22 protein-coding genes and 1 pseudogene are annotated in these 22,244 nt (G+C 43.8%); 19 read left to right on the top strand and 4 right to left on the bottom strand.

Annotated elements, in window-relative coordinates; genetic code table 11:
- Nucleotides 1-65 precede the first annotated feature (65 nt).
- The 6 genes from B5X77_RS10780 to B5X77_RS10805 all read left to right on the top strand — a co-directional run bounded on the left by B5X77_RS10780 (nucleotide 66) and on the right by B5X77_RS10805 (nucleotide 6,287).
- Entirely contained in the window at nucleotides 66-794 is a 729-nt protein-coding gene (locus tag B5X77_RS10780; RefSeq protein ID WP_257391788.1) for an AzlC family ABC transporter permease, read from the top strand.
- Nucleotides 787-1,092 (top strand): AzlD domain-containing protein, encoded by a 306-nt coding sequence (locus B5X77_RS10785; RefSeq protein ID WP_079507966.1) that lies wholly within the window; start codon nucleotides 787-789, stop codon nucleotides 1,090-1,092. Before B5X77_RS10780 ends, B5X77_RS10785 begins: the two co-directional genes overlap by 8 nt.
- 236 nt (nucleotides 1,093-1,328) lie before the next feature.
- Nucleotides 1,329-2,111 (top strand): ABC transporter ATP-binding protein, encoded by a 783-nt coding sequence (locus B5X77_RS10790; RefSeq protein WP_079507968.1) that lies wholly within the window; start codon nucleotides 1,329-1,331, stop codon nucleotides 2,109-2,111.
- Nucleotides 2,101-2,856, top strand: coding sequence for an ABC transporter permease (locus tag B5X77_RS10795; RefSeq protein ID WP_079507970.1), 756 nt, complete (start codon nucleotides 2,101-2,103; stop codon nucleotides 2,854-2,856). Before B5X77_RS10790 ends, B5X77_RS10795 begins: the two co-directional genes overlap by 11 nt.
- Before the next feature lie 18 nt (nucleotides 2,857-2,874).
- Nucleotides 2,875-3,879, top strand: a complete 1,005-nt coding sequence (locus B5X77_RS10800) for an aliphatic sulfonate ABC transporter substrate-binding protein (protein WP_079507972.1) — start codon at nucleotides 2,875-2,877, stop codon at nucleotides 3,877-3,879.
- A 1,121-nt stretch (nucleotides 3,880-5,000) separates the two neighbouring features.
- Nucleotides 5,001-6,287 (top strand): M48 family metallopeptidase, encoded by a 1,287-nt coding sequence (locus B5X77_RS10805; RefSeq protein ID WP_079507974.1) that lies wholly within the window; start codon nucleotides 5,001-5,003, stop codon nucleotides 6,285-6,287.
- Nucleotides 6,288-6,401: 114 nt separating this feature from the next.
- Here the strand turns inward: B5X77_RS10805 and B5X77_RS10810 are convergent, their stop codons facing one another.
- Nucleotides 6,402-6,638, bottom strand: coding sequence for an IDEAL domain-containing protein (locus tag B5X77_RS10810; RefSeq protein ID WP_079507976.1), 237 nt, complete (start codon nucleotides 6,636-6,638; stop codon nucleotides 6,402-6,404).
- Between the two features lie 191 nt (nucleotides 6,639-6,829).
- Here B5X77_RS10810 and B5X77_RS10815 point away from each other — a divergent pair, with 191 nt between their 5' ends.
- Complete coding sequence (locus tag B5X77_RS10815; RefSeq protein WP_079507978.1) at nucleotides 6,830-7,408, top strand: competence protein ComK; 579 nt, start codon at nucleotides 6,830-6,832, stop codon at nucleotides 7,406-7,408.
- A gap of 20 nt (nucleotides 7,409-7,428) precedes the next feature.
- On the opposite strand, the gene B5X77_RS10820 is transcribed toward B5X77_RS10815, so the two are convergent.
- The gene (locus B5X77_RS10820; protein ID WP_079507980.1) at nucleotides 7,429-7,821 is read right to left on the bottom strand and encodes a hypothetical protein; all 393 of its coding nucleotides are present in this window, start codon (nucleotides 7,819-7,821) and stop codon (nucleotides 7,429-7,431) included.
- 245 nt (nucleotides 7,822-8,066) lie between these two features.
- Here B5X77_RS10820 and B5X77_RS10825 point away from each other — a divergent pair, with 245 nt between their 5' ends.
- From B5X77_RS10825 to B5X77_RS10850, 6 genes and pseudogenes are all read left to right on the top strand, one after another.
- Entirely contained in the window at nucleotides 8,067-10,049 is a 1,983-nt protein-coding gene (locus B5X77_RS10825; RefSeq protein WP_079507982.1) for a S9 family peptidase, read from the top strand.
- Between the two features lie 379 nt (nucleotides 10,050-10,428).
- A pseudogene (locus B5X77_RS10830) lies at nucleotides 10,429-10,700 on the top strand (DUF4176 domain-containing protein).
- A gap of 172 nt (nucleotides 10,701-10,872) precedes the next feature.
- On the top strand, nucleotides 10,873-11,811 hold the full coding sequence (locus tag B5X77_RS10835; RefSeq protein ID WP_079507984.1) for an LCP family protein: 939 nt from the start codon (nucleotides 10,873-10,875) through the stop codon (nucleotides 11,809-11,811).
- 124 nt (nucleotides 11,812-11,935) lie between these two features.
- Nucleotides 11,936-12,547 carry a TVP38/TMEM64 family protein gene (locus B5X77_RS10840; protein WP_079507986.1) on the top strand — a complete coding sequence of 204 codons (612 nt, stop codon included), beginning with the start codon at nucleotides 11,936-11,938 and terminating at the stop codon, nucleotides 12,545-12,547.
- A gap of 36 nt (nucleotides 12,548-12,583) precedes the next feature.
- Nucleotides 12,584-13,138 (top strand): signal peptidase I, encoded by a 555-nt coding sequence (gene lepB / locus B5X77_RS10845; protein WP_079507988.1) that lies wholly within the window; start codon nucleotides 12,584-12,586, stop codon nucleotides 13,136-13,138.
- 100 nt (nucleotides 13,139-13,238) lie between these two features.
- Nucleotides 13,239-16,469 (top strand): BTAD domain-containing putative transcriptional regulator, encoded by a 3,231-nt coding sequence (locus B5X77_RS10850; protein WP_079507990.1) that lies wholly within the window; start codon nucleotides 13,239-13,241, stop codon nucleotides 16,467-16,469.
- Between the two features lie 65 nt (nucleotides 16,470-16,534).
- Here B5X77_RS10850 and B5X77_RS10855 read toward each other — a convergent pair whose 3' ends face one another.
- Complete coding sequence (locus B5X77_RS10855; protein ID WP_079507992.1) at nucleotides 16,535-16,852, bottom strand: hypothetical protein; 318 nt, start codon at nucleotides 16,850-16,852, stop codon at nucleotides 16,535-16,537.
- A gap of 89 nt (nucleotides 16,853-16,941) precedes the next feature.
- A complete protein-coding gene (locus B5X77_RS10860; protein WP_079507994.1) occupies nucleotides 16,942-17,199 on the bottom strand; it encodes a DUF3949 domain-containing protein in 258 nt (85 codons plus the stop codon).
- 196 nt (nucleotides 17,200-17,395) lie between these two features.
- Here B5X77_RS10860 and B5X77_RS10865 point away from each other — a divergent pair, with 196 nt between their 5' ends.
- From B5X77_RS10865 to B5X77_RS10890, 6 genes are all read left to right on the top strand, one after another.
- Nucleotides 17,396-18,604, top strand: coding sequence for a substrate-binding domain-containing protein (locus B5X77_RS10865; RefSeq protein WP_139378416.1), 1,209 nt, complete (start codon nucleotides 17,396-17,398; stop codon nucleotides 18,602-18,604).
- 92 nt (nucleotides 18,605-18,696) lie between these two features.
- The gene (locus B5X77_RS10870; protein WP_079507998.1) at nucleotides 18,697-19,470 is read left to right on the top strand and encodes an ABC transporter ATP-binding protein; all 774 of its coding nucleotides are present in this window, start codon (nucleotides 18,697-18,699) and stop codon (nucleotides 19,468-19,470) included.
- Nucleotides 19,448-20,155 (top strand): ABC transporter ATP-binding protein, encoded by a 708-nt coding sequence (locus B5X77_RS10875; protein WP_079508000.1) that lies wholly within the window; start codon nucleotides 19,448-19,450, stop codon nucleotides 20,153-20,155. The genes B5X77_RS10870 and B5X77_RS10875 overlap by 23 nt, the downstream gene beginning before the upstream one ends.
- A gap of 17 nt (nucleotides 20,156-20,172) precedes the next feature.
- Nucleotides 20,173-21,033 carry a branched-chain amino acid ABC transporter permease gene (locus B5X77_RS10880; RefSeq protein ID WP_079508002.1) on the top strand — a complete coding sequence of 287 codons (861 nt, stop codon included), beginning with the start codon at nucleotides 20,173-20,175 and terminating at the stop codon, nucleotides 21,031-21,033.
- Nucleotides 21,034-21,049: 16 nt separating this feature from the next.
- Nucleotides 21,050-22,051, top strand: coding sequence for a branched-chain amino acid ABC transporter permease (locus B5X77_RS10885; protein WP_139378417.1), 1,002 nt, complete (start codon nucleotides 21,050-21,052; stop codon nucleotides 22,049-22,051).
- Nucleotides 22,051-22,230 carry a hypothetical protein gene (locus B5X77_RS10890; RefSeq protein ID WP_079508004.1) on the top strand — a complete coding sequence of 60 codons (180 nt, stop codon included), beginning with the start codon at nucleotides 22,051-22,053 and terminating at the stop codon, nucleotides 22,228-22,230. Before B5X77_RS10885 ends, B5X77_RS10890 begins: the two co-directional genes overlap by 1 nt.
- The last annotated feature ends 14 nt before the right edge of the window (nucleotides 22,231-22,244 follow it).

The following is a 22,244-nucleotide window of genomic DNA, read 5'->3' on the forward strand; positions in this document are numbered from 1 at the left end:
TGTATAATATATTTTAATTGATTAAAGGATTTATTTTTACATAGTAATAGAAAGGCGGGAAGCTCGTGGAAAGTACATTGGCTGTTAAGCAGGCGACAGATTTTAAAAAAGGGATTCAATCAGGCATCAGCATTGCGATAGGTTATATGCCGATTGCGCTAACCTTTGGCTTGATCGCCAAGACAACCGGACTTGCACTCAGTGAGACAGTTATGATGAGCATGCTTGTGTTCGCTGGTGCCGCACAATACATTTCCTTAAGCCTCCTGGCGCAGGGAATCGGCATATTTGAAATTATTCTTACTACCTTTATCGTGAATATTCGCCATTTCCTTATGTCGGCTTCCTTGAATGAAAAGGCTGAAGAGGACACGATTGGGACGAGGATGGGTTACTCCTTCGGGATTACCGACGAGACGTTTTCGGTTGCAGCCACGCGGGAAGGTACTGTCAACGCCGGGTTTATGTTCGGCTTGAATCTCACTGCCTACTCAAGCTGGGTCGCCTTTTCAGGGCTAGGGTATCTCGTTGGTGCCGGATTGCCGGAAACCCTGCAGGAAAGCATGTCAGTGGCATTATATGCGATGTTTGTTGGCTTATTGGTTCCATCGATGAAAACCAATGTAAAGGTAGTCTACCTTGCTGTACTTGCTGCTGCGTTCAACTCCATTTTCACGATGGCTGAACTGATGTCAACAGGATGGGCCATTGTTCTGGCAACTTTATTATCAGCCATTCTTGTGGAAGCTGTAGAAACATTCAAGAAGGGCAGGAGGGCAAATACGAATGAGTAATGAAATCATCATTATGATCATTGGCATGGCTGTCGTAACCTACATTCCGAGGATGCTTCCTTTCGTGATGTTCCGCGGAAAAGAACTCCCCCCTTTCCTGCAGGGTGTTCTGAAGAATGTCCCATACGCCACACTCGGTGCGCTGATCTTCCCGGCGATCCTGTTTATCCAGGAAGACATCTGGTATGGTCTTGTGGGTGCAGCGGCCGCCTTTATCGTTGCATTTATGGGGGCGAATGTGATTTTGGTGGTTATTGGTTCCATATCAGTTTTGACCCTATATTCTTATTTTTTCTAGATCTGCCCGCAGGTGCAGGTCTTTTTTTATTAGTCAATATAATTGATGCAGCCGTACTTTTAGTGATTTGTGGACTCTACCCCGAAAGAACAACGAATTTTTACAGGGCCATTTTTTAAAAAAGGGTTGTAGATTTAGAAAAATAAAGAAATGTTGACAAGATGGTTGAATAGATTATAATTAACTTTATTAAATCCGACTAAACTAATATGTATTATGAGAATAGGGTGATTAACTTGTTTATAGAGATCAACAATGTGCAAAAACAGTATGCAGACAAAAATAATCACCAAGTTGATATATTAAAAGATATTAATCTTGGAGTGGATAAAGGGGAGTTTGTTTCAATTCTTGGTCCTTCAGGATGCGGTAAATCTACGCTTTTATCAATTGTTGCTGGTCTGACTCCGGCAACTGGCGGAGAAATCTTGGTTTCTGGAAAGCGAATTGACAAGCCAGGAAAAGACAGAGGGATGGTGTTCCAGCAGGCAGCGTTATTCCCATGGCTGAATGTACTTGAAAATGTAATTTTTCCTTTGAAGAAGGAAATGCCAAAGAAACAGGCAGAAGAGGAAGCAAAGAAATATTTGCAGATGGTCCAGCTCAGCAATTATCTTTCTCATTATCCTCATGAGCTGTCAGGCGGTATGCAGCAGCGAGTGGCGATTTCCAGGGCGCTTGCGATGAACCCTGACATACTCTTGATGGATGAACCATTTGGGGCGCTTGATGAACAAACGCGTTCGCGTCTTCACGATCAATTGGAGACAATCTGGTCAGAAACGCAAAAAACGATTTTATTCGTAACACACAGCATCTCTGAATCCATTAAGCTATCAGACCGGATTGTTGTTATGGGAACCAAGCCAGGTGTAATTCTGAAGGATATTAAAGTGGACATTCCAAGGCCGCGTCATGAGCATAAAAGAGAAATGGTGGAACTTGAAGAGTATATTATGGGCTTCCTGAAGAAGGAGATTGACAAAGTCATCAGGGAGGAGCTTGCACATGAATCCTAACATTAAAAGAATCATATTTTTCACAGCCCTAATCGCTTTCTGGTATACAGGGAGCAAGCTTGAATGGTGGCTGCCGATCATCCTTCCAGCCCCTGAAAAGGTCCTTGAAGCTCTTATAACAGGATTCCAGGATAAAACACTTATTTATGACTTGATTGCCAGTTTCAAACGTCTTGCTATGGGGCTCGGTCTCTCCCTGGTAATAGGCACAGGGCTTGGTGTCCTGCTCGCAAAATCCAAAACGGCGGATGAGACTCTCGGGACATTGGTGCTCGCGCTGCAAAGCGTACCAAGTATCATATGGCTTCCGCTTGCGATCATGTGGTTCGGGATGAATGAGAAGGCCGTCATTTTTGTCGTAGTTCTCGGAGGAACATTCGTCATGACTCTTAATATCAGAGTGGGCATAAAGAATGTTTCACCTTTATTTATTAAGGCAGCAAAAACAATGGGGGTAAATGGCTGGGACTTATACACAAGAGTGATTTTCCCCGCAGCAATTCCTTATGTCGTAACAGGATCAAGACTTGCATGGGCTTTTGCCTGGAGAGCCTTGATGGCCGGGGAACTGTTAAGCACTGGCCCAGGACTTGGCTACACACTCCGTTATGCATCGGACTTCGGGGACATGGCTCTTGTTATTGGCGTTATGATCATTATTGGCGTTATCGGAACAATCGTAGACCAGCTTATTTTCCAGCGTATCGAAAAATCGGTTCTCAATCGCTGGGGACTTGAATCATAAAAAACAGGAGGAAATCACATGAAAAAAGCTTCGATATTTTTAGCGTTTTTAATGACATTAACTCTGCTTCTTGCAGGCTGCGGTACAGGAGGAGGAGCTTCCAAAACGGCAGGTAAAAAGGAGAAAATCGTCATCGGTTACTTCCCGAACATTAACCACGTACCTGCCATGGTCGCAAAAGACAAAGGCTATTTTGAGCAGCAGCTTGGCGATGGGACAACAATTGAGTATAAGACATTTGCTGAAGGCGGTTCATTCATGACTGCTTTGAAAACAGGTGAAATCGATGCAGGTCTTGTAGGTCCGGGACCAGCTATGAATAACTACTCAACCGGAGCAGACGTTAAGATCATTGCTGGAGCATCCACTGGAGGAACAGTTGTATTGGCAAGAAAGGGAGTCAAGATTGATTCGGTTGATGACTTCGCAGGAAAGACTTTTATTACCCCTGGAGTTGGCTGTACACACGATGTTCAGTATGAAACCTATCTTGAAGCAGAGGGAATCACTTCCCAGCGTATTGGCGGAACAATGAAGCACCTTACTGGCCAGCCTGCACAGTATGCAGCCATGCTTAAATCAGGCAAGGTTGATATCGCTGTCGCACCAGAGCCATGGGCAGCTGTAATTGAAAAAGAAACAGGAGCAGAGGTTGTCATCGGGTGGGATGAGGTATCATTCGGCGAAACACTCCCTGCTTCTGTAATGGTCACTTCAGGCAAAATGATCAAAGAAAAGCCTGAGACAGTCCAGAAAATCATTAATGCTCACAAAGACGCTGTGAAATTCATCAACGAAAATCCAGCAGAAGCACAAGAAATTACGATTAAAGACATCAAGGAAACAACTGGACAGGAATTAGAGAAAGATGTAGTAGAACTAGCCTGGGAACGTATCGGTTTTACCCATGAAGTCGATGCGCAGGCAATCCAGGACTTCTCGGATTCATCGTACGCTCTTAAATTCCTTAAAGACAAACCAGATTTCAAAACATTGATTGACGACAGCTTCCTTAAGAATTAAAAACTAAGGGTACCCGGAGATTTTCGGGTACTTTTTTTTTGTTAAAATCAATTTGCTGAATGAACGAAGAAATATGGAATCGTGGATTTTAAGAAATACGATAGCTAAATCGCAGATAACGGAGATTTCCGTTTATAAACGAAGGACTTGTGCCCGAAAAGCGGAGAAGCTGGAGAGTTCGGTAACATGTTGGAGGAACATGTGCCTGAAAAGCGGAGGAGCTAGAGAGTTCGGTAACATGTTGGAGGAACATGTGCCCGAAAAGCGGAGGAGCTAGAGAGTTCGGTAACATGTTGGAGGAACATATGCCCGAACAGCGGAGGAGCTAGAGAGTTCGGTAACATGTTGGAGGAACATGTGCCCGAAAAGCGGAGGAGCTAGAGAGTTCGGTAACATGTTGGAGGAACATATGCCCGAAAAGCGGAGGAGCTGGAGAGTTCGGTAACATGTTGGAAGAACATGTGCCCGAACAGGAGAAAAGCTGGAGAGTTCGGTAACATGTTGGAGGAACATATGCCCGAAAAGCGGAGGAGCTAGAGAGTTCGGTAACATGTTGGAGGAACATGTGCCCGAACAGGAGAAAAGCTGGAGAGTTCGGTAAGATGTTGGAAGAACATATGCCCGAAAAGGAAAGAAGCCATAGAGTTCGGTAACATGTTGGAAGAACATGTGCCCGAACAGGAGAGAAGCCGTAGAGTTCGGTAACATATTGGAGGAACATGTGCCCGAAAAGCGGAGGAGCTAGAGAGTTCGGTAACAAGTTAGAGGAACATGTGCCCGAACAGGAGAGAAGCCGTAGAGTTCGGTAACATGTTGGAGGAACATGTGCCCGAAAAGCGGAGGAGCTAGAGAGTTCGGTAACATGTTGGAGGAACATGTGCCCGAACAGGAGAAAAGCTGGAGAGTTCGGTAAGATGTTGGAAGAACATGTGCCCGAAAAGGAAAGAAGCCGGAGAGTTCGGTAACATGTTGGAGGAACATATGCCCGAAAAGCGGAGGAGCTGGGGATTTTGGTAACATGCAGTAGGAGCATTTTCTCCTGCCATGAATAACTTGTTCTATTTTTAGGACAAAGGATTAAAATAGTTATAGACATGGTTGTACGTAAAGGGGGAGAAGCTATGGCGAGAAAGATGGGCTTTTATGGTGTGATCGCCTATGTGCTCTATGGTTTTGCAGTGTACTGGTATTTATTTTACTTTGCAGATACGAATCTTCCATTTGAGTTTGAGGGGTCGAAAGCTGACCCGGCAACATTCTTGAACGGAAGAGAACTAATGCTAAGCGAGGAATATTCAAAAATCAGGAATTTATTGTTTTTCTTATCTACACCCTTTGAGTGGCTGTTTTATTTTTTAATTTTGCTGCTGGGCCTTTCAAAGGCTTTTAAGAAATGGGGAGAAGAGACGTCGAAGAATAAGTATGGGCAGACAGCGATTTATGTAATCTGGCTTTCATTCTTTGCTTATATCTCGACTTTTCCTTTAAGTTACATTAGTTACACACTTTCGAAGACCTATAATATATCGACACAGTCCTTTGCTTCGTGGATGAAGGATGAGTTGATCGATTTCTGGGTCAATTATGCCTTTATGTTTGTGATTGTCATTGTCCTTTACTGGCTGATGAACAAGTTCAAGAGGTTCTGGTGGCTGTTGGCGTGGATGCTTTCTGTACCGTTCACATTGTTTATTATGTTCCTTCAGCCTGTTGTCATTGATCCCCTGTATAATGATTTCTCGCCGCTGAAAAATAAGGAGCTGGAGGCCAAGATCCTCGACCTGGCTGGACAGGCGAAAATCCCTGCTGAGCATGTATTCGAAGTCGATATGGCAGAAAAGACGAATGCACTTAATGCCTATGTGACAGGAATCGGATCCAACTCAAGGATTGTCCTTTGGGATACGACCTTGAACAGATTGAATGATGACCAAATTTTATTCATAATGGCCCATGAAATGGCCCATTATGTTGAAAAACATTTATATATCGGCATTGCTGGCTATCTGGTGCTATCCCTGTTTGGCTTATACTTTGTATCACGATTGATGAACTGGGCAATCAAGCGATGGGGCAAGGAATTTAAACTGGAACATCCTGGGGATTTAAGATCATTTCCGCTATTCCTTATGTTCCTCTCGATGATCATGTTTGCTGCGAGTCCAGTATCCAACCTAGTATCGCGTTACCAAGAAACAAGGGCTGACCGTTATGCGATCGAAATGACGGACAACACCGATGCGGCGATTTCTGCCTTTCAGGAGTTGACGAAGGCGGGGCTGAGCCAGGTCAATCCGCCATGGCTGGTAAAAATCTTCCGCTACGGACATCCAACAATGCTGGAGAGAATTTCGAGACTTGAGGATTATGAAGTCAAGAAGAGGAATGAATTAGAAGATGAATATTGAATTCAGCGAACCCTCAATTTGAGGGTTTTTTTTCTGTTTATATAACTTTTTCTAAATAAAGGAGGCCTTATTTCAACATAATAAAAAATCCCCGTTATAGGGGATTTCACTTATCTAGGTACCAAATTGTTTATTGAGATCCTTCAATTCTTCAGTCAGTGTTAAAAACAAAATTTTGTCACGTTCATCTATAGCTTTGTCAATTCTTGTCATCAATTTTTCTTTTCTAGTGTTAAGCTGAATTTCGGATATTAGCATGTCAACATACAGGTCCAGAACAAACGATTCTTTGGCTTTAATGCGTTTCATCACACTGGCCTTCATGGTTTCAGAATACGATTTTTCTTTCATTGACCTCACCTCTTAGACCTTTTTTATATTATATGGAGGTTTGAAAAGATAATCAACTAAATTTTTATAATTTTTAGAAAATTTTTTTCAGGATACTAATTGTGGCTAAATATGGAACTTTTTCAGTTATTAAAGAATATTTTAGCAATTATGTTAAAATAGGGTGTAAGGTATTTTTAGGAGGTGAAGGAATGACAGGGAACTCAAAGAATTTAGTAGAAGAATATGAAATAAATCCTTTTACGATGATCATTCTTCCTGAAGAATACGGCAGCAGGATATACTCCAGGGTGGTCGAGCTGGAAGAGGATTTTGTATCCCCTTTCAGGCCAATAGATATTATCAAAAAAAGCTGCAGATATTTTGGCAGCAGTTATGAAGGCAGGAAAGAGGGAACAAAACAACTTACCGGGATTACCCATAAAACCCCAATCATTGTCGACCCTATAAGCTCCATCTATTTCATGCCGACGAGCTCACCTACAAAGCCGGACTGCATTTGGGTTTCACATGAGCATGTGTTATTCCATAAGAAAGTAGATTCCCAAAGTACACAGGTTACCTTCAGGAACAAGAAGACCATGATTCTGCCGGTATCCCATCATTCATTCGAAAATCAGCTGCTTAGGACTTCTCTGCTTCGTACGAAATTTATGCAGAGAATGAAAGAAACCGAACGAAAAGCATTATACCTTCTGCATGGACCAAGGTTCAATGAAGCGCAAGGCTACCCTCACGTCCATCTGGTCAGTGAGGTATATAAAGACTAACAAGCTAGGAATCCGGGTTTTCAGCCGGATTCCTTTTTTATCGTTTCTAAAGCCGGTTTGAATCGTTTGAAAAGGTAATAGATCATCAATTCCTGGACTTTGTTTCGGATGCGGGGATTGAAGTAATTGTGGTGTTCTTCGTATCCTTTGTAAATGAAGAGAAACATGGTGAAGGCTTCGTCCCGTTTTACTTCCTCGACCTTTAGTTGATGCTTTTTAAGATAGCTTTTCACTTGTGCGAGCTCTTTCTGTACTGCTTTCATTGTTTCTTCGATTAGCTCCAAATATGGCTTTTTTAATTTGAATGGACTATTTTCAACGACAGAAAGATCCCGGTTAAGCACGACCAATACCATCGGCAAATAGATGGCCTGTTCCATCATATCGCGGTCTTTTTCAGGAATCCTTGTCATTTTGTTCTGCCCCTTTTCTTTAATTAGAACATTTGTTCGTAATTATCGTACTGGATTTTGAATATGATTTCAAGAGGATATAAATTTTTTTCCTTATTAACATCTTTTCCTAAATGACAATAAACTTGCAGGAATGCTGGAAGGGGGAAGGAATTAAAAAATTAAAGCTCAAAGCAGGAAACTTATTTCTGTTATCGAAATAATAAAGAGGGCAACAATTTTACAGTGGAAGGATGACTTGCGAGATGGAAAAGAGATCGATCAGAGCAGAAGATTTATTTAATTTGAAATCCGTTACTGACCCACAGTATTCACCTGATGGTAAAAAATGTGTGTTCGTTCAGACTGAGATGCTGGAGAAGAACAATGATTATGCATCCAATATATACATAATTGATATGGAAAAAGGCGGGCAGCCGAGCCAATGGACATTTGGTGAAAACCGCAACCAGTCACCTAGATGGTCACCCGACGGCACGAAGCTGGCATTCGTTTCAAATCGCAGCGGCAAAAATCAGGTCTTTGTTCTTGATGCAGCCGGGGGTGAGTCGAAGCAGGTCACTGACTTCAAGAATGGAGCGAGTGGTCCACTATGGTCTCCAGATGGAAAAAGAATAGCTTGTTCCGTTTCGTTAAAACCGGATGAAGATTTATTTGATAAAACAGAAGAAAAGAAGGAAGACAAGAAGCTAGAACCGTTCGTAGCTGAGGAAATGAAATATAAATCAGATGCCGCTGGCTTCTGGGATGGGAAGTACAGACAGATTGTCATCGTAAATGTTGAAGATGGCGAGGCGGAACTGGTTGCAAAAGGAGAGGCAGACTACCATTTGCAGGGCTGGTCTCCTGATGGGAAAAACCTTCTATTGTCGGCAGATGAGACGCCAGAGCGTGATTTTTCATTCAAAAGTGATCTATGGCTGATGGACATCAAGACAGGAGACAAAAATATAATCACCAATGGCAAAGGGTATTTTGGGAATGCGGTATTTTCGCCTGATGGAAAATACCTTGGCTATACGGGGCATGAGCGGGAGTTTGAAAATGCAACATTGAGCCAGATATATATTCGTGACATGGAGACTGGCAATGTACAATGCATCACGGAAAACATGGACATCCTCGTTGGCGACGCTGTTGCAGCAGACTTCCAGCAGGGAGCGTACAGCCCCTCCTTGATTTGGGGTGAAGACAGTGTAAGCTTCTATTTCCTCGCAAGCGACCAGGGCAACACTGTCTTATATTTCGCTAATCTTAATGGAGAAGTTTACCCGGCGCTGCTGGACCAGCAGTATGTCTATGGTTATACATTGGATCGCAAAAACCAGAGAATTGTTGCGGCAATCAGCAACCCGGTGCTTCCAGGGGAACTGTTCCAATTAGAAGTAACCACTGGTGAAATGAAGCAGCTGACCTCAGTGAACGAAAAGTTCCTGGAGTCCATTACTTTATCTCAGCCAGAACAGATATCATTCCAGGCCAGTGACGGCACACCGCTCCATGGATGGATCATGAAGCCGTCAGGTTATGAAGATGGCAAGAAATATCCGCTGATCCTTGAAGTCCATGGTGGACCTCACGCGATGTATGCAAACTCCTATTTTAACGAGTTCCAGGTTCTTGCTGCTGAAGGGTACGGAGTCCTTTATATCAATCCGCGAGGCAGCCACGGTTATGGCCAGCAGTTCGTCAATGCCGTACGCGGAGACTATGGAGGAGGCGACTATCAGGATGTCATGGATGCAGTCGATTACGTGCTTGAAACCTACGACTTCATTGACAAAGAGCGTCTGGGAGTGACCGGAGGCAGTTATGGAGGGTTCATGACCAACTGGATCGTCGGACATACAGACAGGTTTAAGGCAGCCGTTACCCAGCGTTCAATTTCGAACTGGATCAGCTTCTATGGTGTCAGTGACATCGGCTACTATTTTACCGAGTGGCAAATCAAGGCTGATCTTAGTGATTTGGAAACATTATGGAAGCACTCACCGCTAGCCTATGTGGACAAAATCAATACACCACTATTGATTCTTCACAGTGAAAAAGACTATCGCTGTCCGATTGAGCAGGCTGAGCAGCTATTCATCGCTTTGAAGAGACAGGGAAAGGAAACGAAGTTCATCCGATTCCCCGAATCGAACCATGAATTATCAAGAAGCGGAAAGCCGAATCTGCGCTTGAGCAGGCTGCAGTCCATCGTTGACTGGTTTAATGAATATCTTTAAATAGTACGAAAGTTATATTTTTATTATAAATACAGAAAAGAATAAGGCTTTGTTCCCGGGTGATTTAACAGGGTGGTTCGAAGAATTGTTTTGGCAGAAACTTACTTATGGTGTTGTGTTCGGAAGCTTACCATGTAATCGTTAAAAGTATTTCCATGATTTCAAAACGAATAGTGGAATTGATAAGCTAGTCTTCCTGACAAAGGGGATTAATGACTGGGAAAGTGAAAGTTTAAGATTTATCCTAACCAATGAACACAATCTTGTTTTTATGGAATCAGAGGATTCATTAAAAATCAAAAAGGTTAATGCCGATACCTTTTATGTTATGTTACTTGAATTTGAAAAATCATTATTAGCCAGACCGAAGGGCATCCTGATGGAAAATTCACATGAAGATCTTCTGCCAATTGGGACAGTTGTCATCCTTAAAGAGGGTGTTAAAAAGCTTATGATATATGGAAGGAACAACTATTGCTTCATGATGAAAATCCAGCTATGTATGATTATGTTGCTTGTTATTATCCTGAGGGACATATAAATCAAGATTACACATTTGTTTTTAATCATGAGGATATCAAAGAAGTTATTTTCAAAGGCTGCAAAAATGAAGAAGAAGATAGATTTTCACAACTATTAAATTCAAATTAAAGGAAAAGGGCTGTGCACAAATACATAATAAGAAATTTTTTTAAAACCGCGGCATACCCCATGCCGCGGTTTATTTTTGAAAATTCCTAAAGAAAAGTTTAAGGTTATAGTAAAAGAAGGAAAATACTATAAAAGACGTTTTAAAATAACTATAATCGGAAGGAATTTTCCTATGAGATCTGAAAGGCATGAGCATAAGAAAAAAAGAAAAAGAATCAGGTGGTCCAGCATTTTTCTGCTATTGTTTCTGCTGGTCGGGGCGGTGGCGCTGTATTCCTATATGCAGTATCGCTCTGGTGTGAAGGGTTCGGAAGAGGCAGCGAATCGAAATAAGCAGGAATATCATTTCAATGGCGAGCGGGACGAGAACGGACTGACAAATATTCTGTTGATTGGCAGTGATGCGAGAGGAAAAGAAGCTTCACGTTCAGATACAATCATGATTGCCAGTTACAACCCGGATACGGATTCTTATAAAATGACCTCGATCATGAGGGACACATATGTGGATATACCCGGGCACGGAAAGAATAAAATCAACTCTGCATTTGCGCTTGGCGGGCCGGAATTATTAAGGCAGACTATTAAAGATAACTTTGGTGTCAGCATTCAATATTATTCGATCGTTGACTTTGAAGGGTTTGTCCGCCTGATCGATGAGGCTTTTCCTGAAGGAGTGGAAGTCAACGTTGAGAAGAAAATGTCCAAGGGAATTGGTGTCACGCTGGAACCTGGTGTGCAGCGGCTTGATGGAAAGCACTTGCTTGGATATGTAAGATTCCGCCAGGATGCAGTCGGGGATTTTGGCCGTGTCGAGCGCCAGCAAAGTGTCATAAAGGAAGTTGGAAAGGAATTTGCCAGCATCCAGACGCTCCCGAAGCTTCCTAAACTGGTAGGGGTTGTGACTCCATTCATCAATACCAATATGGATACGGGTGATATTTTATCGATGGGAAAAGGCTTGATTTCAAAGGATAATCGGGATATCGAGACAATGAGGATTCCGGTTGAGGGAACATACGAGGATCAAAGGGTGAGCGGTGCCGGAGCAGTCTTGGCGATAGATTTAGAAGAAAACAGACGTGCTCTGGAGGAATTTCTAACTAAATAGCCTGCTGGCAGAAATTTAAAGGTGTACAATCCAATTTAAGAGGTAAATAGGAAATGGGCACCAGGAATCTGTGGCACTCACGGAAACCTGAAAAGCCCTTAGTTGCTTGGACAAGGAGATTTCAATGGATCTTGAATTGATGAAAGAATGGTTTACAATTGAAAACCTTATGGAGCTGCTCCGCGAGTACCGTTCCTTTGGTCCGATTCCCGGGATATTGCTGCCAATGCTCGAAGCATTTTTGCCGTTCCTGCCATTATTTTTATTTGTCATGGCAAATGCGAATGCATTTGGGCTTTGGATGGGCTTTCTATTTTCCTGGACTGGAGCGGTTCTGGGAGCATTGCTCGTTTTTTTGATTTTCCGCAGGTATGGCCAGGGACGAATCCTGAGGTTCTTGCAGCGCCACCCAAAAGTCCAGAAAGGAATGAATTGGATTGAACGCCATGGTTTCGGACCGATATTCCTTATGCTGTGCTTCCCGTTTACTCCCTCGGCCCTTGTCAATATTGTCGCTGGGCTTTCAAAAATCAGCATGGCTCAGTATATGCTTGCTGTCATCGCGGGAAAAATGGTGATGGTTTTTACCATCAGCTTCGTTGGTTATGATATTCGCTCTTTGATCACCAATCCGGCCCGGACTGGCATCGTTCTGGCAGTGATTGCGATCCTGTGGTATATCGGCAAAAGAATAGAAGTAAAAATGAATATGAGTGTAAAAAAAAATGATGACTGAAACCAGGAACAGGTTAACAGGTGGTGATTGGAGCGGATGAGGGAAGCAATGAAAAGAGAAGGTGCCGAGTGGATCAAAGCTTTTTCGCTTGGAATGATCATATTCATTTTCATAAGAATCTTCTTTTTTTCCAATTATGTCGTTGATGGGGAATCCATGCTTCCGACATTGGAGGACGGGAACAAAGTGGTTGTCAACAAGTTCGGATATGAGTCAGAGGATCTTGAGAGGTTTGACGTGATTGTATTCCATGCAAATGAAGAAGAAGACTATGTGAAACGAGTGATTGGCCTTCCGGGAGATCGGATTGAGTATCGTAAAGATAGGTTATTTATTAATGGTGAGGAAGTAAAAGAGCCTTTTTTGAAAATGTATCGTGACCAATCGCCAGGGGGTTATTTGACGGGTGATTTTACCCTCGAGGATTTAACCGGTGTTGAAAAGGTGCCGGAAGGAAAATTATTTGTGCTTGGTGATAATCGCCTTGGCAGCTGGGACAGCAGGCAGTTTGGGTTCATTTCGGAAAAGCAGGTGGTTGGAAAGGTGAATCTCCGCTACTGGCCCCTTGAAGAAATGGATGCAACGTTCTGACATTTGCTTTTATGTCAAAAGACTCGTCAAATTTCGAGTCTTTTTTTATTTTCCATATGCTAGACTAACATCACAATTAAGAAAACAGGGCGGAGATTTTATGCAGGGAACATTGCCATTAATTAAAACAAAATTGATTGTACCAAGTTTGCAGGAACAATGGGTCAGGCGGGCAGATTTTTCGAAAAAAATGAAAGCGATTGCAGAAAAGCGTCTTACTATCGTCCAGGCAGGGGCGGGGTATGGGAAAAGCACGGCACTCGCGATGCATGTCAGGGATCAGAACAAGCGATGCTGCTGGTATACAATCACTTCCTCAGATGATGACATACTCCCGTTTCTATCCTATTTGACAGCCTCGATTCAAACCTTGTTCCCGGACTTCGGCCATGAATTAACAGCCTATATGAAAAGGATGGACCGTTATATTAGGGAAGAGGAATTAAGCATGCTCTCTTCGCTTTTTATCAACGAAATCTTGCAAATAACTGCACCAATCACCGTCATCCTGGATGACTTCCATGCAATAGAGCATTCCTATCACATCAATGTCTGGATGGAAAAGCTGCTTGAACATATGCCAGACCACCTCCATCTCGTTATTTCGACTAGAACGAAGCCCGGTTGGAAGGTTCTTGCCAAAATGAAGATGAAGAATCAGTTGAATGAGATTTCAAAAACAGACTTGATTTTTGGCAAGGAAGAGATCGAATTACTTATCACGGATTATTATGAAATGACAATCAGTGATGAACAAATCGACCAATTGTACACCATCACGGAAGGATGGGTCATTGCGGTCGGGATGATTGCCCAGCAGCTTCCCCACATTCAGAAACTTGAGGATCTGTTTGCAGAGCCTGCCAAGTCGCTCGAGGATTTGTTTCAATATCTGGTGCATGAAGTATTTGCAAAACAGCCCCCAATGATCCAGAAGTTTCTTGAGCAGACGTGCATTTTTGAAGAAATTAGCTCGGACGTTTGCGATCATCTTCTTGGTATGAACGGTTCTTTGCAAATGCTTCAGCAGCTCACTGCTAAAAACCTGTTCATTCATCAGGTTGGCGAGAACCAGTTCAGGTACCATGCCCTTTTCCGCGAATTCCTCGAGAACAGGCTGTTAACAAGCCAGCCGGAACAATACCATTATTTAATCTTAAGCAGCGGGCGATATTTTGAAAAGAACGGGCAGTGGGAAGAAGCCCTGTACTGCTATGAAAAGGCTGGCCATCATGATGCTGCAGCTTCCATTATGGATGAACAGGGATTGGAATTGCTTGAGATGGGAAAGCTCGAGAATCTGCAGGAACGGCTTGCTAAAATTCCAATGGGAAACAAAACTCGCTATTGTTCCTTATTATTTCTTGAAGGTGAGGTGTATCGATATCGCTCTTTGTATCAGCAGGCCGAAGCTTTCTATGAAGAGGCAATCCAAACTGCTGAGAAGACAGGCGATATTGAGTGGAAGAGCAAGGCGCTTGAAGGAAAAGCAAAAATATATCTGGATACGATCCAACCGCTGAAAGCAGAGCGTATTCTGGCTCAGGCCATAGAACTTAGAGAAGCAGCAATGCTTAATGACACTGAGGAAGAAACGGGACGGCTGTACCGTCTTCTTGCTGAAAACCTGATCAATTCCGGACAGGCTTTGAAGGCTGAAAAATGGATTGAAAGGGCCAGGTCTATGGGTGTTCAAATTGAAGATGGACACCTCGAAGCCCGTTTGTACTTGAGGACCGGAAGACTTGGCGAGGCACAAAGGATTTTAACCGAGGCAAAAGGCGCAGATAAGCTTCAGCTGCCTCAATCCCACCGGGAAACAGACCTGCTGCTGGCGTTAATCGAAGCATTTACAGGCAATGGAACACAAGCAAAAATCCTGTCCCAGTCAGGCATTCAGCATGGAATCAATAGCAAGGCACCATTCGTGGAGGCCTGCGGGTGGATCAGGATGGGGCATGCAGTTCAGTTGATTGAACAATATGACCTGGACCTGGCAGAAAAGTGCTATGAAACAGCGCTGGATATTATGGGGCGGTTGAGCATCGAGAGGGGAAAGGCCGAACCGCTGATGGGCCTTTGTATCCTCTACGGATCAAGGAGGGAATATGAGAGGGCAGCCGAAGCGGGAAGAAAAGCATTGCTTGAAACCGAACAGGTGAAGGATGTATGGCTCTCTGCCCTTATCACGCTTTGCATGGCGATCACGGCAATTTACAATGACAAGTCTGAGGAGGCAGCTGAGTTTCTGAGAAAAGCTGAGGATATGTTCAATCAGTGCGGTGACGAGTACGGCAAAATGCTGCTGGCATTTTGGGATGCACTTCACTCCTTCTCGTTAAGCAATGAAGAAGGTTTTACAACGGCATTTACTAGCTTTTTGAAACGGATGAAGAGTGGGGGCTATGAATTCTTTCTAAAAAAGAGGACAACATTTGGTCCCAGGGATTTGCAAATTTTATCCGCTATGCTGATTCAGGCAATGAAGCAATCCATTGTACCAGCATATACGGAGAAGCTGATGGAGGATTTGAAAATCCCCCGCCTGACTGCACATCCAGGCTATACCTTAAGGATCCAGACTCTGGGCCAATTCCGCCTTTGGCTTGGTGACAGGGAAGTGGAAGAAAGAGACTGGCAAAGGGGCAAGGCCAAAGAGCTTCTCCAGCTTTTTCTGACAAAGAGGAACCAGTTCCTGATGAAAGAGGATATTTTCCAGTTCCTTTGGCCAGCACATGAGGATAAGAATGCAGACAGGGATTTCAAAGTCGCCTTGAATGCCTTGAACAATGTACTGGAACCTTCACGTAAAGCAAGGGCAGCCCCTTTTTTCATCATCAGGGATGGAACAGGCTATGGAATCAACCCCCACGCCGCGATTGAGCTGGATGCGCATCTTTTTGAGGAATGGGCAGAAACCGGTCTGGAAGAAAGGAACACGGAAAAGTCAATTGAAGAACTGGAACGGGCCTTGCATTTATATAATGGTGATTATCTTCCCGAAAGGAGATATGAGGACTGGTGCATAAATGAGCGGGAAAGGCTGCTTGTTTATTTTTTGCGCGGTGCGGAGAGGCTGGCACAGCTGAATGTAAGGCGGGAAAACTATGATTCTGCTATTCACTGGTGCCAAAAAATCCTTCATAAGGATCGAACCTGGGAGGAAGCATACAGACTATTAATGTTTTGCTATTACCGAAAAAATAATCGTCCCCAGGCAATCAGATGGTACAAAAAGTGCTGTGCTGTCCTTGAGGAGGAACTGGGGGTAATCCCGCTAGAGCCAACCAGGCATATGTATGAAATGATCATCAAAGGAACCGATGTTTAAGTCAAAATAGGCTGAAACATCACCCTTTTGCGGGAGAGATGGTTCACGCGGGTTGTTCAGTCAAATTAAATGACCGTCATGACCCTGTCAAAATAACTTTTCAGGATCAGCCATCTGGCCGGATATGTTGTGGCAAAGTCCTCAATCGATTGATCTGAATACATCAGCAAGCAGTCAATCTGCCTTTTATGGAGCTTTAAATCATAGAGCAGAGCATGCGGGAGTGTATAATGCTCGTACAATTGATATGGATTCAGCCTAACTGGCTCCAGCCCTTCTTTTTGAATGAAATCAGCCATGGCATTTTGCTGTATTTCAAAACTTTCATCCCGGGAACATCCGTTTATATGTATTTGTTCATTAATTAGATAGATACCTTTCATAAAAAATCCCCTCCGCATTTTTAGGCATTTAGTCCAATTATCGCCATAAAAATAGGAGGGGATACTTTTTTATAAAAACAACCACTGTTTCAACGATGCCGGAATTTATAGATCATCCCCGCAATCATGTTCGCCGGTAGGAACAAGGGGTTCGACTGCAGGTTCGCATGCAGGACTTCTTCATGGACAGGCATTTCCTCATACATTTCTCCCTGTGTTTGCTTTCGGTATTTCTTTGATTCTTCCATTTTTGTAATATATCTGTACTGAATCGGTGCCATGATGATAGTTGTAATGAGAAATGGCAGAGTGAAAAGGATGATAAGGAACCAGATAACTGAATCCATTGGAGTTGTCCCCCTTTAAGTTTTGATATATCTATACGGAGAAAACTTCCGAAAGTTTCAAAATTTTGAATTCTCCTGTAACTCATTTGTAACTGCTGTTTTTTAAGATGGTGTCAAAGCTTGTGGCTTTGGATGCATCACTTTTAGAGGGGGAAAGGAAATGAAAGCTGGTAAACGGAATTTTGCTTTATCTTTTATGCTCATTTTGGTCCTGTTGTTTACAAGTGCCTGCAGTGGATCGGGAACAGAGAAATCTGGGGGAACAGAAGGAAAAGAAGGGAAAGGAGAACCGAAAAACACCGAACCTATCAAGATTGGGGTTCTGGCTTCGCAAACAGGCGGGCTCGAGGCTTATGGGAAACAGACACTTCGCGGGTTCGAGCTGGGACTTGAATATGCGACGGATGGAACAAATGAAGTAGCTGGACGCAAGATTGAATTCATTGTTGAGGATACGGAAACGAAACCGGAAGTAGCTGTCCAGAAAGCAACAAAGCTGCTGGAAGAGGATGAAGTGGACTTCCTTGTCGGTTCATCTAGCTCTGGAGACACACTAGCAGTACTTCCATTGGCTGAAGAATATGAAAAAATCATGATTGTTGAACCTGCTGTAGCAGACAGCATTACGGGTTCAGAATTCAATGAATATATTTTCCGAACAGCGCGAAATTCTTCACAGGACGCTGTTGCTGGAGCAGCTGCAATTGCGAAGAAAGGCGTGAAAATCGCCACGCTTGCACCTGATTATTCATTTGGCCGTGATGGTGTTTCTGCATTCAAAGAAGCAGCTGAAAAACTTGGCGCTGAAATCGTCCACGAAGAATATGCAGATCCGGCAGCGACCGACTTCACTTCCAACATCCAGAAAATCATCGACCAAAAGCCAGATTACTTATTTGTTGTCTGGGCAGGAGCCAACTCACCTTGGAACCAGATTGCTGACATGAAGGTCCAGGAAAAAGGGATAAAAATCTCTACCGGGGCACCTGACATTGCTGCCCTGGCAACGATGGAGCCACTAATTGGCATGGAAGGTTTCACCGTTTACTATCATGATCTTCCGCAAAATGACATCAATAAATGGCTTGTTGATGAACATAAAAAACGATTCAATGGAGAACTTCCTGATTTGTTCACGCCAGGAGGCATGACAGCTGCGATGGCAATTGTGGAGGCACTCAAGAAAACAGAAGGCGACACGGACTCCGAGAATTTAATTAAAACGATGGAAGGCATGAGCTTTGAAACGCCAAAAGGCAAGATGACCTTCCGTGAAGAGGATCACCAGGCACTCCAGGCACTATATGCGATCAAGCTGGAGAAAAAGGATGGCTTCAACTATCCAGTTCCGGTCCTGATTCGTGAACTGTCACCGGAAGAAACGGCTCCTCCGATCCGTAATTAACAAATGTCCGTAATGAACTTCGGTACACCAGCCGGAGTTCATTATTCTTTACTGCGATAGAGTTCTATTTTTAAAGGGTGGTGTAGAAAAGAATGACTTCTATCTTGGAAACGAAAAACCTCAGTATTGCTTTTGGGGGTCATACTGCGGTTGACTCTGTCAGCATCTCAGTTCCCCATAACCATTTTAAATCGATTATCGGGCCAAACGGTGCGGGCAAGACAACTTTCTTCAACTTGTTAAGTGGCCAGCTCACTCCGACCGGAGGACAGGTCTTCTTTAAAGGAAGCGAAATTACTAGAATGTCCCCGACAAAAAGGACAAGGGCGGGAATCGGACGCTCATTTCAAATTACTAATGTATTCCCGAACCTGACCGTGATGGAAAATGTCCGTCTCGCGGTGCAGTCACATGAAGGAGTTCGCTATCAAATGCTAAAACACTTCCGTTCTTATATTAAATTCGAGGAGCAGGCAGAGGAGTGGCTTAAGCTTGTGCTGCTTGATGACAAGAAGGATGCACTTGCGATGAACCTTGCTCATGGGGAGAAAAGGAAACTTGAAATTGCGATGCTTCTGGCCTTGAACACAGAGGTACTTCTGCTCGATGAACCAACAGCAGGAATGTCACTGGAGGAGGTACCGGCAATCCTCGAAGTGATCAGGAAGATTAAACAGCGAGGCGACAGGACGATTGTATTAATCGAGCACAAAATGGATATGATCATGGATCTTTCTGATACAATCATGGTTTTGTTCAACGGTGCGTTGCTAGCTGACGGCACTCCGGAAGAAATCATGAAAAACGAAACAGTTCAGTCTGCATATTTAGGAGGTTTGCACAGTGAACACGCTGCTAAAACTTGATGAAATTGAAACATTCATCGGCCAGTACCATATCCTTCAAGGAGTTTCTTTCGAGGTGCCGAAAGGTGAGGTAACGGTGCTTCTTGGCCGTAACGGCGCCGGAAAGACAACGACTTTGAGGACCATCATGGGATTGAATCCGGCTGCAAAAGGATCAGTTTTATTTAAAGGTGAAGAAATCAAAAGCCTCCCAACCTACACAATCGCTAATAAAGGGATTGGGTATGTGCCCGAAGACCAGGGGGTTTTTGCTGACCTGACCGTCGAAGAAAATATCAAGGTGGCAATCAAGAAAGAGAATGATGAAACGAACCAGCGGCTGGAATGGATATTGAATCTGTTCCCGGACTTGAAAAAGTTTTGGAAAAAACCTGGCGGATTGCTGAGCGGAGGCCAAAAGCAAATGCTGGCGATTGCCAGGGCCTATGTGAATGACAATGAATTGCTGCTGATTGACGAGCCTAGCAAGGGGCTCGCCCCGATTGTCGTCGAAAAAGTAATGGAGTCGATCCAGCAAATGAAAGATAAAACGACCATCATCCTTGTAGAGCAAAACTTCATGATGGCGAGTACGATTGGTGACAGATTCTACATTATCGATGATGGCAGAACGGTTTCCAACGGTTCAATGAATGTCCTGCGGGAGGATGAAGAAATGAGAAGGAAATATCTCGGAATAGCATAGGGAAGGGGGAGAAAAGTGTGGATGTTTTGATTAATCTGAGCCTTAACGGGTTAGCCACGGGGATGCTGATTTTCCTTCTGGCAGCGGGTCTGACGTTGATCTTTGGCTTAATGGATGTTCTGAATTTTGCCCATGGCGGCTTGTTTGCCTGGGGCGCTTACAGCGGCATTTGGATTTATGCATCGACAGGCAGCTTTTTTGCCGGGATTATCGGTGCCATCCTGACTGGAATGATCCTGGGTATTATAACAGAACGATGGATCATCAAGCCGGTTTACGGTAATCATGTACAGCAAATTTTGATCACTCTTGGTTTGATGCTTGTTTTATCCGAAATGTTAAAAGTAGTCTGGGGACCAAACCAGATTTCTGCCGCCACACCCGATTATCTGTCCGGCAGCTGGGAGCTCGGGGGGATCATTATTATTAAATACCGTGTCTTCATTATTGCCGTCGGTTTTGCAGTGTTCCTGGCAGTACAATACCTGTTAAAAAAGACAAAGATCGGCCTTGTGGTTCGTGCTGGTGTCATGAATAAGGAAATGGTCCAGTCACTGGGAATTAACATCCAGAAGGTATTCATGTTCGTGTTCATGATCGGATCAGGAATGGCCGCACTAGGAGGAATGCTGCTCGGGCCCTATTCAGGCGTGATTTATGCCGATATGGGAATGGAATTTGCGATCCTCGCATTCATCGTGGTGGTCATTGGCGGTATGGGCAGCTTTACTGGTTCGGTCATGGCCGCTGTTTTAGTTGGTTTGTCCGGTTCTTTCATGGCTTATTATGTACCCGATCTGGCCCTGGCAGCGAACATGCTGTTAATGGCCGTCGTGTTGATTTTCAAGCCTCAGGGCTTGTTCGGGGCAAAGGGGTGAAGCAGAAATGACAAGAATGTTTTCAAAGCGCATGAACATCATCTATTTAATTGTTGCGGCATTTTTGGCTGTACTCCCTTTTGTCTATGATTCAAGGAGTATGCTGATCCTGCTCTCCCAGGTTTTCATTTTCGCCGTGCTTGCAATGAGCTATGACATTCTGCTTGGATACACAGGCATCGTCTCATTCGGGCATGCAATGTTCTTCGGTATCGGCGCGTACACTGTTGGTGTATTTATGAAAAGATTCGAACCGGAAACAAGCTATTTTTTGATGGCGGTTCTGGTGACGATTTTACTGACTGCACTCATCAGTTATATAGTCGGCTTGCTGACGCTAAGGCTGAAAAGTCATTTCTACGCAATGCTGACGCTGGCATTTTCGGGACTGTTTCTGGTGCTAGCTGAAAAATGGCGTACCGTCACGTATGGCAATGACGGATTTACATTCCGAGTCCCCGACTTTTTAAAGGACCGTACGGATTTTTACTTAATATGCCTTGCTTCCATGGTGTTGGTATTCATTTTATTGACGAGGTTCACGAACTCGCCGCTCGGCAAAGTACTGCAGGCAATCCGGGAAAATGAACAAAGGACAGAGTCACTAGGTTACAGTGTGCTTCAGTATAAAGTTATTGCAAGTGTTGTGTCTGGAGTGATTGCCGGAATTGCCGGGATTTTATATGCTGTTTCCCTCAGGTTCGTCAACACGAGTGTATTCACGATGGATATTACTCTCGATGCTTTATTGATGACGATTATAGGCGGTGTAGGAACGCTGGTAGGGGCGATCATCGGAGCAGGGATCATTGAGTTTTCCCATCACTGGCTGACAGAGCTGGCAAAGGTACACTGGATTTTTGAAAGGTGGATCATCTTCTTTGGAATTATTTATATCCTTGCTGTGATGTTCTTCCCAATGGGGATAGTCGGATCCTTGAAGAAACTGAAATTCAGCAGGAAAAAGAAAGAACCAGTTTCTGTTAATTCGGATGCCATCAGTCAGGGCGAGTCGTGATGGAGATCCAGCAAGTTACCTCATTCGTACTCCGCTTTCAACTTGCGGACATTGAAAACGAGACTGGCAAAAAATATTGGCGGGTCAAGGTTACCCATGTGCAGGAAGAAAAAGAAGCTTTATTTGAATCCATCGATGAGGCAATGTCATTTATCAAAGAGGTTGTAGGAGAAGGCTAGGTTTGCGGGCGAAA

Origin of the sequence: Mesobacillus jeotgali (assembly GCF_900166585.1) — a bacterium.
In the GTDB taxonomy this organism is placed as follows: domain Bacteria; phylum Bacillota; class Bacilli; order Bacillales; family Cytobacillaceae; genus Mesobacillus; species Mesobacillus jeotgali_A.

What these genes read in the sequence shown, in the direction of transcription:
- B5X77_RS10785 (WP_079507966.1), top strand. Translation starts at nt 787, where the DNA reads ATGAGTAATGAAATCATCATTATGATCATTGGCATGGCTGTCGTAACC.
- B5X77_RS10795 (WP_079507970.1), top strand. Translation starts at nt 2,101, where the DNA reads ATGAATCCTAACATTAAAAGAATCATATTTTTCACAGCCCTAATCGCT.
- B5X77_RS10800 (WP_079507972.1), top strand. Translation starts at nt 2,875, where the DNA reads ATGAAAAAAGCTTCGATATTTTTAGCGTTTTTAATGACATTAACTCTG.
- B5X77_RS10805 (WP_079507974.1), top strand. Translation starts at nt 5,001, where the DNA reads ATGGCGAGAAAGATGGGCTTTTATGGTGTGATCGCCTATGTGCTCTAT.
- B5X77_RS10810 (WP_079507976.1), bottom strand. Translation starts at nt 6,638, where the DNA reads ATGAAAGAAAAATCGTATTCTGAAACCATGAAGGCCAGTGTGATGAAA.
- B5X77_RS10815 (WP_079507978.1), top strand. Translation starts at nt 6,830, where the DNA reads ATGACAGGGAACTCAAAGAATTTAGTAGAAGAATATGAAATAAATCCT.
- B5X77_RS10820 (WP_079507980.1), bottom strand. Translation starts at nt 7,821, where the DNA reads ATGACAAGGATTCCTGAAAAAGACCGCGATATGATGGAACAGGCCATC.
- B5X77_RS10825 (WP_079507982.1), top strand. Translation starts at nt 8,067, where the DNA reads ATGGAAAAGAGATCGATCAGAGCAGAAGATTTATTTAATTTGAAATCC.
- B5X77_RS10835 (WP_079507984.1), top strand. Translation starts at nt 10,873, where the DNA reads ATGAGATCTGAAAGGCATGAGCATAAGAAAAAAAGAAAAAGAATCAGG.
- B5X77_RS10840 (WP_079507986.1), top strand. Translation starts at nt 11,936, where the DNA reads ATGGATCTTGAATTGATGAAAGAATGGTTTACAATTGAAAACCTTATG.
- lepB (WP_079507988.1), top strand. Translation starts at nt 12,584, where the DNA reads ATGAGGGAAGCAATGAAAAGAGAAGGTGCCGAGTGGATCAAAGCTTTT.
- B5X77_RS10850 (WP_079507990.1), top strand. Translation starts at nt 13,239, where the DNA reads ATGCAGGGAACATTGCCATTAATTAAAACAAAATTGATTGTACCAAGT.
- B5X77_RS10855 (WP_079507992.1), bottom strand. Translation starts at nt 16,852, where the DNA reads ATGAAAGGTATCTATCTAATTAATGAACAAATACATATAAACGGATGT.
- B5X77_RS10860 (WP_079507994.1), bottom strand. Translation starts at nt 17,199, where the DNA reads ATGGATTCAGTTATCTGGTTCCTTATCATCCTTTTCACTCTGCCATTT.
- B5X77_RS10865 (WP_139378416.1), top strand. Translation starts at nt 17,396, where the DNA reads ATGCTCATTTTGGTCCTGTTGTTTACAAGTGCCTGCAGTGGATCGGGA.
- B5X77_RS10870 (WP_079507998.1), top strand. Translation starts at nt 18,697, where the DNA reads ATGACTTCTATCTTGGAAACGAAAAACCTCAGTATTGCTTTTGGGGGT.
- B5X77_RS10885 (WP_139378417.1), top strand. Translation starts at nt 21,050, where the DNA reads ATGTTTTCAAAGCGCATGAACATCATCTATTTAATTGTTGCGGCATTT.
- B5X77_RS10890 (WP_079508004.1), top strand. Translation starts at nt 22,051, where the DNA reads ATGGAGATCCAGCAAGTTACCTCATTCGTACTCCGCTTTCAACTTGCG.